The 10844-nt window shown below is 64.0% G+C and carries 9 protein-coding genes; 5 read left to right on the plus strand and 4 right to left on the minus strand.

Annotated features, from left to right (window positions below; genetic code table 11):
* The 4 genes from OXF11_02580 to OXF11_02595 form a co-directional block, all read left to right on the plus strand.
* The coding region (locus tag OXF11_02580; protein MCY4485984.1) for an ABC transporter ATP-binding protein at positions 1 to 1299 on the plus strand (1299 nt) is incomplete at its 5' end.
* A 57-nt stretch (positions 1300 to 1356) separates the two neighbouring features.
* Positions 1357 to 2451 (plus strand): ABC transporter permease, encoded by a 1095-nt coding sequence (locus OXF11_02585; protein MCY4485985.1) that lies wholly within the window; start codon positions 1357 to 1359, stop codon positions 2449 to 2451.
* Positions 2444 to 3472 (plus strand): ABC transporter permease, encoded by a 1029-nt coding sequence (locus OXF11_02590; protein ID MCY4485986.1) that lies wholly within the window; start codon positions 2444 to 2446, stop codon positions 3470 to 3472. Before OXF11_02585 ends, OXF11_02590 begins: the two co-directional genes overlap by 8 nt.
* Before the next feature lie 171 nt (positions 3473 to 3643).
* Positions 3644 to 4255: a TetR/AcrR family transcriptional regulator gene (locus tag OXF11_02595; protein ID MCY4485987.1), complete on the plus strand. Its 612-nt coding sequence runs from the start codon at positions 3644 to 3646 to the stop codon at positions 4253 to 4255.
* 38 nt (positions 4256 to 4293) lie between these two features.
* Here the strand turns inward: OXF11_02595 and OXF11_02600 are convergent, their stop codons facing one another.
* The 4 genes from OXF11_02600 to OXF11_02615 all read right to left on the minus strand — a co-directional run bounded on the left by OXF11_02600 (position 4294) and on the right by OXF11_02615 (position 9572).
* Entirely contained in the window at positions 4294 to 5508 is a 1215-nt protein-coding gene (locus OXF11_02600) for a peptidoglycan-binding domain-containing protein (protein ID MCY4485988.1), read from the minus strand.
* Positions 5509 to 5821: 313 nt separating this feature from the next.
* Positions 5822 to 7297: a hypothetical protein gene (locus OXF11_02605; GenBank protein ID MCY4485989.1), complete on the minus strand. Its 1476-nt coding sequence runs from the start codon at positions 7295 to 7297 to the stop codon at positions 5822 to 5824.
* A gap of 148 nt (positions 7298 to 7445) precedes the next feature.
* Positions 7446 to 8627, minus strand: coding sequence for an alpha/beta fold hydrolase (locus OXF11_02610; GenBank protein MCY4485990.1), 1182 nt, complete (start codon positions 8625 to 8627; stop codon positions 7446 to 7448).
* A gap of 126 nt (positions 8628 to 8753) precedes the next feature.
* Entirely contained in the window at positions 8754 to 9572 is an 819-nt protein-coding gene (locus OXF11_02615; GenBank protein ID MCY4485991.1) for a DUF3891 family protein, read from the minus strand.
* 100 nt (positions 9573 to 9672) lie between these two features.
* Here OXF11_02615 and OXF11_02620 point away from each other — a divergent pair.
* On the plus strand, positions 9673 to 10844 hold a 1172-nt coding region (locus tag OXF11_02620; protein ID MCY4485992.1), incomplete at its 3' end, for an alkaline phosphatase family protein.

Raw genomic sequence — 10844 nt, forward strand, 5'->3', positions numbered from 1 at the left:
CCCGCCGATGCCATCGGACACGGCATCGGCATGGTCCATCAGCACTTCATGCTCGTGCCCACCTTCACGGTGCTCGAGAACGTCATGCTCGGCGCGGAGCCGCACGCGCGACTGAAGTTCGCCGCCGCGGAGGTGCGCGCGGGACTGCTGGAGCTCAAGCGCAGCATCGGCCTGGACGTCGATCCCGATGCCGTCGTGGAGGACCTGCCGGTGGGCGTGCAGCAGCGGGTCGAGATCCTGAAGGCGTTGCGCCGGGGGGCGCGCATCCTGATCCTCGACGAACCCACCGGCGTGCTCACTCCGGCCGACGCCGAGCGCCTCTTCGAGATCCTGAGGGGCCTGCGCGACAGCGGCGTGACCATCCTGCTCATCACCCACAAGCTCCCGGAGATCATGGCCGTGTGCGACGCCGTGTCGGTGATGCGGGCGGGCCGGATCGTCGGACACCGGACTCCGGCCCAAACCACGCCGGCGGAACTCGCCGAGCTCATGGTGGGGCGCAAGGTCGCGCTCGATCGCGAGCATGAGCCCGGCACGGTGGGCGCGCTGGCGCTGCAAGTCGACGACGTCACCTGGCGCGACGCCGCCGGAACCGTGCGCCTCGACCGGGTTTCGTTCGAGCTGCGCTCGGGCGAGGTGCTGGGGGTGGCGGGTGTGTCCGGCAACGGCCAGTCGGTGCTCCTGGACGTGCTGGCGGGCATTTCCCCGATACAGGAAGGGCGGCTGGCGCTCGCGGGCGGCACCGTCGACCGCGCGCACCCGGCGGACAACGCGCGAATGCGCCGGCTGCGCGTGGCCCACGTGCCGGAAGACCGCCAGCGCCGCGGGCTGGTGTTGCCGTTCGAGGCCCGCGAGAACGCCATGCTCGGCTATCCCGGGCATTTCGGTGACGGGATCTGGGCGTGGCCGGCCGCCATGGAGTCCCGGGCATTCCCCATCATGAACGACTTCGACGTGCGCCCCCTGGATACACGGTTACCGGCCAGCGGCTTCTCCGGCGGCAACCAGCAAAAGCTGGTCATCGCCCGGGAGTTCACCGAGGGCCCGGAAATCCTGCTCCTGGCGCAGCCGACACGGGGAGTGGACATCGGCGCCATCGAGTTCATCCACGAGAAAATCCTCTCCCTCAAGCGGCAAGGCTGCGCGATCCTGCTGGTCTCGGCCGAGCTGGACGAGATCCTCGCGCTCTCGGACCGGATCATGGTGATGCACGCCGGACGCGTCGTGGGCACGGTGGACCGCGGCGCGGCCACGCGCCGGCAACTGGGCCTGATGATGGCCGGGGAGGCGCCGGCGTGATGTGTCCTTCGACTTCGCTTCGCTACGCTCAGGCCGCCACTTGACGCCGGGACCAGGATGCCGCTGCCGCGCTGGATGGATGTCTTCGTCGTCCCGGCCGTCAACCTCATGCTGGCGCTGGCGGTGGTGGCGCTGGTCTTCGCCGCCATCGGCGAGGATCCGCTGAGGGCGCTCGCGGTGATGGCCCAGGGCGCCTTCGTCCACCCCGGCTCCCTCGGCTACACGCTCTACTACACCACCAACTTCATCTTCACCGGCCTCGCCGTGGCGGTGGCCTTCCACGCCATGCTGTTCAACATCGGCGGCGAGGGGCAGGCCATGATGGGCGGTCTCGGCGTTGCCCTCGTCTGCATCGCCCTCGATCCGTACCTGCCCGGTGTCGTGGTGATCCTGCTGGCCGTGGGCGGGGCGGCGGCGTTCGGAGCGGCCTGGGCCTTCATTCCGGGCTGGCTCCAGGCCCATCGCGGCAGCAACATCGTCATCACCACCATCATGTTCAACTTCATCGCCTCGGGGCTCCTCGTGTGGCTGCTCTCGGGCGTGTTGATGGTGTCCGGGCAGGGATCGCCACAGACCCGGAGCCTCGACGAGGCGGCTTGGCTCCCCTTCGTCCATGACATCCTGCGGGCGCTCGGGATGGAGGCGGAGCGCTCGCCGTTCAACCTCTCCTTCGTCATCGCACTCGCGGCCTGCGTCGGCGTCTGGCTGCTGATCTGGCGCACCAAGCTCGGCTACGCCCTCCGCGTCATGGGCCAATCCGAGCCGGCCGCGGTCTACGCGGGGGTCCCGGTCCGCCGGCTGATCGTGACGGCCATGGCGATTTCCGGGGCGCTGGCCGGCGGCATGGCGCTGAACGAGATCCTGGGCGTGCAGCACAAGCTGGTTCTCAACTTCACCGCGGGCTACGGCTTCACGGGCATCGCGGTGGCGTTGATGGGGCGCAACCATCCCGTGGGCATCGTCATGGCGTCGCTCCTGTTCGGAGCCCTCTACCAGGGAGGCGCGGAGCTCGACTTCGAGTTCAAGACCGTGACCCGGGAGATGGTCCTGGTCATCCAGGGGCTGATTATCCTCTTCTCCGGCGCGCTCGCCCGCATGCCGGTGCCCTGGCTCGCCCGCCTGGCGTCCTGGTGGAGGCCCGCCAATGCCTGATGTCTGGGTCGACATCCTGCGGCTTCTCGACGGGACGCTTCGGCTGGCCACCCCGCTGATTCTTTGCGCCATGGCGGGGGTTCTTTCCGAACGGTCCGGGATCGTGGACATCGGACTGGAGGGCAAGCTCCTGGCGGGCGCCTTCGCCGCGGCCGCCGCCGCGAGCCTTTCCGGCTCCCCCTGGATCGGGCTTGCGGCGGCCATCGCGGTCGCGGTCCTGTTCGCGGCCGCTCACGGGTTCGCCTGCATCACCCAGCACGGCGAGCAGATCATCTCCGGACTCGCCGTGAACATCCTGGCGTCCGGTCTGACGGTCGTGGTGGGGATCGCCGTTTTCCAGCAGGGCGGCCAGACGCCGGCTCTCGGGCCGACGGAGCGGTTCGGCCCCATCCACCTGCCCGGAGTGGACGCCGTGGCCCAGGTGCCGGTGGCGGGTCCGCTCTACGCCGAGCTGATCTCGGGCCACAACATATTGGTCTACGCCGGCCTGGGCGTGGTCCTTGCGGTGTGGTGGCTGCTCTACCGCACGGCCTTCGGGTTGCGCGTGCGCGCTGTCGGCGAGGCCCCCGAGGCCGTGGAGACGGCGGGCGTCTCGGTCTCCTGGCTGCGCTATCGCGCCGTCCTCCTGGCCGGCGTCCTCTGCGGCATCGCCGGCGCCTATCTCTCCATCGCCCACGGCGCCGGCTTCGTGCGCGAGATGTCCGCCGGCAAGGGCTATATCGCCCTCGCCGCCATGATCTTCGGGAAGTGGCGGCCGGGCCCGGCGCTGCTGGCCTGTCTGCTCTTCGGCTTCCTCGACACGTTCACGCCAAGGCTGGAAGGCGTGGCCGTGTCATGCGGCGACGGCAACGCGCTGCAGTTTCTGATCACCGCCCTCGGCGGCGCCTGCGACCAGGGACGGCTCAGGCTGCCGGCGGCACTGATCCCGATGCTGCCCTACGTCCTGACGGTGGTGTTGCTGGCGGGTTTCTTCGGGCGCGCGGTGCCGCCGAGTGCGTTGGGGAAAGCCTACCTCAAATGATATGGATGACGTCGAAACTCCGGCCGGATGCCGACCTGAGAAGTTCGTGCGAGTTTCCAGCGCCGGCGAACCGATTTAGAGGTACTAAACAGTACGTTTCTATTGACACACGTACCGACCCTGCTAGTTATAGTCCGACAGGGCTGGAGGATTTGCTGGAGGAAGGGGCGAGTGAAAAAGTCATCCCGCACACCTCGCCGCGGTCATATCCTCGATGTCGCGGCCAACGTGCTGGCCGAACGCGGATATCGCGACACCACCATGCTCGAAGTGGCCAAACGGGCCTCGGCGTCCAAGGAAACCCTGTATGCCTGGTTCGGAGACAAGCTGGGCCTCTTCGAGGCCGTCATTCGCCGAAACGCCGTCCGGGTTCGCGTCGCCCTGAACGGCCACCTCGACAGCGACACATCGGTGGAAACCACCCTCACCGATTTTGGCCGAGCACTGGCCACCCACCTCCTCTGCGACAACGCGGTTTCCATCAACCGTGCCGCCATCGCGGAAGCGACTTCCGGCCCTGCCTTGGCCCACAGCTTGGGCAGGGTGGGGCGCGAGCCGATTCGCCGCGCCTTCGTCCAGTATCTGGAACAGTGCCACGCGTGTGGCCTGCTCAACGTCGAAGACGCCGATGAGGCGGTTGATACCTTTCTTGGCCTATTGCTGGGGGATCTCCAGACCCGGAGGCTATTGGGGTTTGTGGACGTTCCGTGTGAGGCTGACATTGAGGGCAGGGCGACACGAGCGGCCAGGAACTTCCTTAGACTCCACACGCCTTTCCCTTGAAAACTTCATCGATTGATTCTCGCCCGGACCCATGGTCGTTACGGTCCCGCATCACCTTGGCGACCCTCGGCATGACTCGTGGCACTTGGTTCGCTCTCAAGGATTCCTTTGATTGTCTCCCAATCCAACTTGCCTGTGGAAGACTCACCGTTATCCAACTGCCATTCCCTTATTGCAGCTGCCGTGTTGCTTCCAAAGAGCCCGTCAACTTTCCCAGAATAGTATTTGAGGCCTTTCAGTATCGTTTGAATCTTCTTCACCACTTGGCCTACGGGATCCTCCACACCTTTCGGCCCAGTCGAGATCTCCCCGTTTTTCTTCAGCGACGGATCGACCGTCGTGAGCAACTGTCTTACGGAACCTTTCAGATACCCGAGCTGAGCCGATAGGTTTGGAAGTTGTGTCAGCGACGCATTGACCGTCTCGACCACTTCGCCTACGGAACCTTCCAGATCATCGAGCTTAGTCGAGAGGTCTGGAAGTTGTGTCAGCGACGCATTGACCGTCTTGGCCACTTTTTCTACGGAACTTTCCAGATCATCGAGCTTAGTCGAGAGCTCCGTAACTCTCCTCTGCAATCCATCCAGCCCCTCCGCGGGGCTTCCCCGCCCAATGCTTCGCTCCAGGTACCAGGCCATTGACCCGAACACCAGTCCCGCAAACAACAGATTGATGGCGACCACCGCCCCTAGCCAGACCGCCCGCGACGGCAATGGTCCTTCACCGTCACGATGGCCGATCTTGCCCGTGGTGTCCTCCGGCTGTTCACTGTCCCTGGAATCGTCTGACGTGCGAACCTCTCTCGGTTGCTCCGATTGATGCACTTGGGACTCAGCCGTGACTGCGGCTTGGGAGCCTTCGCCATCCTGGTGGGCCTTCGGAAACCCTTCCGGCCAGTCGTCCTGTTCGTCCGCACGCGCGCAAGCCGCGAAAATACCCCGTAGATCTTCCGATACTTCGTCTCGATTGACGGCTTCAATAAGCCTGTCGAATCGAGCACCGACCGCCTCCTCCAGCGAACCGACCAAGTGCCTTCTTTCGACCTCCGTCATCGCGGCCGAAGTCAGGAGCAGCAGATATCGGTTCCGTCCGTAGTCGATTCCTTCCCCGAAACGAAGCCGTTCTACGAAAATGCTCCCTACACGCCCGGTGACGGTCAAGGTTGGCAACATCGCGGTTCGAAGCGATTCCGGGGCCTTCTTTGACACGAAGACATCAAAAATGCCCCCGATATTCACCAACAATCTGAACATCTCGACCTACTCTCCAAATCGTACTTACGCACAAATCAGTAACTGGCGTGACGACCTGTACCGCTGTCCGGTCAAGGCCTTCGTAAGTGCACCTTGATGCGACCCGCCTGCACGGAGGCCCCGAAAGCACGAACGTGGAAGCCGGCCGACAAAAATCACGAGCCGCGAACTCGCGTTAGTAGCTTGCCGCCTTTGCCGGTCGGGCGGTTCCGCCGGGAGCGCCAATCCGTCGTTGGCGTGCGCCTCAAGGGGAGCTGTGCCATTCTTGACCCGATTCAATGGCCCCGAACCAACGAACTCCCCAACCGTGGTGTCATTCCTCCCGTCCCACGACGGACAGATTACCCGGCCAAAACGAATCTCTCAGGCGTATCCTCGTGGACCTTGCGATCAAATGAAACGCCTCGGTGGCATTATTCGCGTCGCCGGCAATACAGCAACATTCCCTTTCGGGTACCCCAAACCGTTCGCCGATGTCTCGCGCCAATCGCTGAAGGTCCTCATTCTTTTGATCGAGAACAGGACGAAGGTGCTCCAACACCTGGGCTTCCTTCCGGTTCAGGAACAACGTAAAAGCGCGAACCTTAAAGAGCTCGGATGCAGAGACAAACTCCGCGCCGGTGCTACGAGTGGTGGCTAAATGAAAACCTTGCATGTATTTTACGGCGCTTCTCACAGCCTCTGCGTCCTGGTCCTGACGAATCAAGTGGTGCCAATCCTCCAACTTGTAGTTCGCACCGTTGGCCATCGCCGTGGGGTCGAACATGCCCAGATCGAGCACGAAAATGAGAACATCTGAACGAAAGGCCGAGGCCAACAGGAGATGATCGCCCATGTTCTCTCCGGGCGTGTCGAGCGTGGTGACGTTGAGAGTAATCCCGTGGTCGCTGGTGGCCGGCGCCGTGCGGACGTCGACCGTGGAGGTCGGTTCGACGTGGTGGGGATTTGGTGCCTCGCCATCGTGGGCAGTAGCGCCGCCCTGACGCGCAAAGACGGTCTTGCCCGAGTAGGAGGGACCAATGATGGTGCATTGTCGTGGAAGTTGGTCGCCGAGTATTTGGCCGAGAAACAAACGCGCGGCGCGTCCGGCAAAGTGGTGATGTTGCACCAATTTGAGGTACAGAGTCATGTATACCCATACGAAGTAACCGATGGCCACATAGAGGGAAGCCCCGAGTCCGGCAAAGTACCAACCAAGAAGCGTGCTAGCGGCGGGCGTGGCGGATGTTCCGGCCTCGGTGGGGACCGGTGTTGCGGGCGTGGCGGGGTCCGTGGCGTCGAAGGGAAGTTCACGGATCGAAGCATCAAGGACGCTGATGATGAGGGAGAAGCAAAGCCAGTAGAACCAAGCGTCGGTCTGAGGGCCGGAGCTGAAATTTGATAGGTTGCCGATACTGGAGTGGCGCTTTAAGGTGCCGGATGAAAAAAAGGATTGCAGGAACTCCTTGAAACCAGAGAGGAGATTGTCCTTCGTATCCATCGCACGCTCGGCGACGAGCCGTGCTATTCCGACGAAGAACGCTATTACGAGGACTGAAACCGGCTTGTCGCCCTGGAAAAACTCTTTTGTCCGGTTGATGAGCCCGATTTGACCGTTCATGAAAACGTCGGCGCTGAAGACAAATACGCTGGCTAAGAGAAGGAGTACACACAGAAGGAGGGCGCCGCGTACAGTCCAGCGATAATGCTGGAGGGTCTTTTCCCAATTGCGGGGGTCTTCGGTGCGGCGCTGGATTTCGAAGTGGTGCGCGAGCATTAGACCGATGACGACGAATGCGAACCATTCCATGGGACTGACTACCTTTCGTTGGAACTAACGATGGCCATGCGCAAGGTGGGCATGGGACGGCCCGCGAAGAACGGCTATTTCAACTCGTGCGGGTGGCTCTTCCTGTTGCATCGGTCACACGCACGTACGTGAGTTGTCCCACGGCCTGCTAGTCTCCGATGAGTCGCCAAACGTTGGGCCAACCATGCCTTACCGGCTCGCGCGTCCTGTCCCGCGAGTCCGGCGGCAGCCCGTCGATGCATTGGCGTATGTCGTCATTGATCGCCCCGCAGTGGTAGTAGCTGTGCTCGACGATGCCGGTTACGAGGCGGCCACAATCGACTTGGTGTACGCGGTCGGGAAGGTAGGCAGGCCATTCGGCGCCCGCCCACCCGAGTCGGTCGGTGTTTCCTTTCGTATAGTCGGATATGGGCATGGTGAGATCGCCGCGGTTGTGGTAGATGGTGACCGCCTTTGCCATTTGCGGAAGGCGGTGGAAGGGCTCGCCAGGCTGGAATACGTCGGCGGCGACGTCGGCGGCACACAGGAATACCCGCTCGAAGATCTGAGGCAAACGACCGCCGATGGAGAAGTCGGCGATGCGTTCCAGAGCATTTTGCAGGACGTAGTTCCCCATGGAATGGCACAGGAGGTACACGGAGCGGCCACAAGGCGGGTCGCCCCGTTGGCGGAGGAGCCGGCGCGTGTCGATGAGATAGTCTCTGAGTTTGAGGAGGCCGCGGCCGAATGCGTAGCCGGACACCTTGGCGTCGCTGCGATCGGAGAAGTAGGACCAGTACGGGATTGAACGCCCGTCGGAGGGCCAACTGAACAGGACCACGTGCACCGGCGTGGAGTCGTTGGCGGGGTCAGTGCTGCAGTGGCGGTTGAGCATGCATTGCAGGCCGGCAGCGGATGCAACGGCCTCCCACCAGTTCACGTTGAAACCGTGGACGAAGATGAGGACATGGTCGCCGGCGACCATCTTGTCGCGTAGCTCGGAAAAGGCGCGTGTGGAGCCGAGGTTCTGTCGCGGCTGGGTGGACTCGTTCTGTTCCTTCCGAAGATCTTCGCGGAATGCCTCGATGGTGGCGGAACGCCGCCGTTCGAAGAAGTATTTTGCGAGTCGAACGCCGTCGCCGGTGCCGAATCCACAGTCGGCTTCGAGGCATTCGGTGACCTTGCCGCCGTCGCAGTGGAGCGTGACCATGCCGAAGCGCAGGTTCTCGGTGCCGTCCTTGCTCGGTTCGATGCCGTATCCGGCAGGCTGCCAGCGGTCGAGTCCGCGGTGGCGCCGATTGGTCGCGTAGTAGATCTGGATGCGGTCCAAAGGTTGGGCTTCGGCATCCATCGGCTAAAGGTCCCGTGACCGCCTCCCTTCTTCAAAACATGTCCGTACCAGTAGGTACGGATATGGTCGAGGCTAATACACGCTGAGTGTTCTGTCAAGAATTTTGTGCCGCGGGCGAAGGCGGGGTCAGTTGCTGACCTGGAATTGCAGCAGTCTGGCCGGCGTCTTGTAGTACGCGGCGCGGGCTTCCGCCTCGGAGGCATACCGGCCGGGCGGCATCCGTCGGGCGCGCACCGTGAGCGGGAGTGGGGAGATGTCGAAGGGGTAGGGGTCCATCCGCACGGAGCCGTCCGGGTTCGGGGTGATGCGCAGTTCGACGCCGTTGTCGGGTGCGTAGCCGGCGGGGATGGGTGCGAGGCACTCTTCCTTGAAGCGGTTGTCGCGGTAGCCGTCGCAGCAGAAGTACAGCGACAGCAGGTCGAAGAGCTGCAGCATGCGGTAGTTGATCCACAACTCCTTATCAAAGCCCGCGTGGCCGGCGGCGAGCGCGGCCTTGTCCTGTTGCTGCTCCGCTTCGAGTTCGTGCAGCGCCGCCTGCACCGGGGCGCTGAGTTCGCGCACCCGCGGCTTGGGACTGGTCAGGACGTCGTAGCGGCCGCGCCACAGGCCGGTGCGGTGCATGGAGACCAGGACTCCGGCGTAGAGGTCGTGGCCGCGAATCCAGTCCACGTTGCGGCGGTAGGCAGTCAACTCGGTGGCCTCGAAATCCGGGATCCGCTCGCGATGGCCATACGGCCGCCCCTTGGCAGCATCCATCCGCGGCACACCTTCCCACTCGCGGTAGCCGCTGTCGTGGTAGGTGGTGGCGAAGACCATTGTGTCGTAGGGCCGGAGGCGCTCGAACCGGTCGTTGCCCCAGTGGGCGGCGAACTGCGCCGAGAGTTCTGCGTGCTCTTCCTGGGTGCTTACGTAGGTGGAACCGTCAGCGACTTCACGTATGACCATGGCCGATCCTCCTTTGACCGCGGACTGTATTCCTCATCTCAAATTCTTTTCGTCGGAGTCAAGGTCTTGGGGGCGTCGACGACGGTTGGTTGCCCGGCGGTTGTCCCTGTTCTATCGTCTGAACGTGCGATCCGCCGTTGACAGTAGCGCCGACCGGAGTGCCCGCATCCTCGAGCATCTCCGGACGGCCGGGGGTTTCCACTTTCCGGACTACCGGGGCGGCTCTCTCGTGAACCTGCTCTCGTCCATCATCCGGGCTTTTGGCGGGACCTCCCCCCACCCTGGGCTCCGGGCCCTGGATGAAGCCGTCTTCAAGGGCATCTCGCGAATCGTCTATCTCGTGCTGGACGGCGTGGGTTACAAACAACTGGACCGGTTCATGGCCGCGGGCGGCGGCGAGCATTTCTTCGCGCGGCATCCAGGTCTAGGTCTACGCATCACCACGGTGTTCCCCAGCACTACGGCTGCGGCGGTGACAACCCTTTCCACGGGCGCCGCCCCGGCCGAGCATGGGGTGTTGAGCTGGCATCTGCACCTGCACGACCTGGGCTTGGTGGGCGCGGTCTTGCCGGGGAGGACGCTAACGGGCACCCGGCTGGCGGGGAAAGACTTCAATCTCAGGCGCTATCTCGGGCTGCCGTCGTATCTCTCGTCGGTACGCCGGCACAAGCGGCTTCTGTCCTTCGGCGCCCTGGGGCGGAGCGCCTACTCCAACGCCGGCACCCGCTGGAACGGGTACGGCGCCTTCCAGACGCTCGCGGGCATGGAGCGGCAGACCGTGAGCTTCGCCCGCGAGGGCGGTCGTGGCGTGGCCTACGTCTACTGGCCACTGTACGACAGCCTGTGCCACCGGGAGGGCGTCGAGGCCCGCAAGACGAGACTCCATCTCGCCGAGATCGACAAGTCCCTGGGGCGCCTTGCGCGCGGACTGGCGGGCACCGAGACCCTGCTCCTGGTCACCGCGGACCACGGGGTGGTGGACGCGCCCCCGCCCAAGCGGATCGAGCTGACCGCCGTGCCGGGCCTGCTCGACTGCCTCGCCCTGCTTCCCGCGGGTGACGCCCGGCAGGTCTCCTGCTTCGTCCGCCCGGCGCGGGAGGCCCGCTTCCGCGAGGTGGTGGCCCGTCACTTGGCCGAGGCGTGCGTGTGCATCACCGGCGAGGAACTCCTGGAAAGCGGTCTCCTGGGGCCGGGCGGACCGCATCCGTCGCTAGGCAACCGCGTCGGCGACTACGTCCTCCTGGCGCGGGACGACTACGCCTTCCGCGTGAC

Source organism: Deltaproteobacteria bacterium (assembly GCA_026712905.1).
In the GTDB taxonomy this organism is placed as follows: Bacteria; Desulfobacterota; Binatia; order UBA9968; family JAJDTQ01; genus JAJDTQ01.

What these genes read in the sequence shown, in the direction of transcription:
- OXF11_02610 (MCY4485990.1), bottom strand. Translation starts at nt 8,627, where the DNA reads ATGGATGCCGAAGCCCAACCTTTGGACCGCATCCAGATCTACTACGCG.
- OXF11_02615 (MCY4485991.1), bottom strand. Translation starts at nt 9,572, where the DNA reads ATGGTCATACGTGAAGTCGCTGACGGTTCCACCTACGTAAGCACCCAG.
- OXF11_02600 (MCY4485988.1), bottom strand. Translation starts at nt 5,508, where the DNA reads ATGTTCAGATTGTTGGTGAATATCGGGGGCATTTTTGATGTCTTCGTG.
- OXF11_02605 (MCY4485989.1), bottom strand. Translation starts at nt 7,297, where the DNA reads ATGGAATGGTTCGCATTCGTCGTCATCGGTCTAATGCTCGCGCACCAC.
- OXF11_02585 (MCY4485985.1), top strand. Translation starts at nt 1,357, where the DNA reads ATGCCGCTGCCGCGCTGGATGGATGTCTTCGTCGTCCCGGCCGTCAAC.
- OXF11_02590 (MCY4485986.1), top strand. Translation starts at nt 2,444, where the DNA reads ATGCCTGATGTCTGGGTCGACATCCTGCGGCTTCTCGACGGGACGCTT.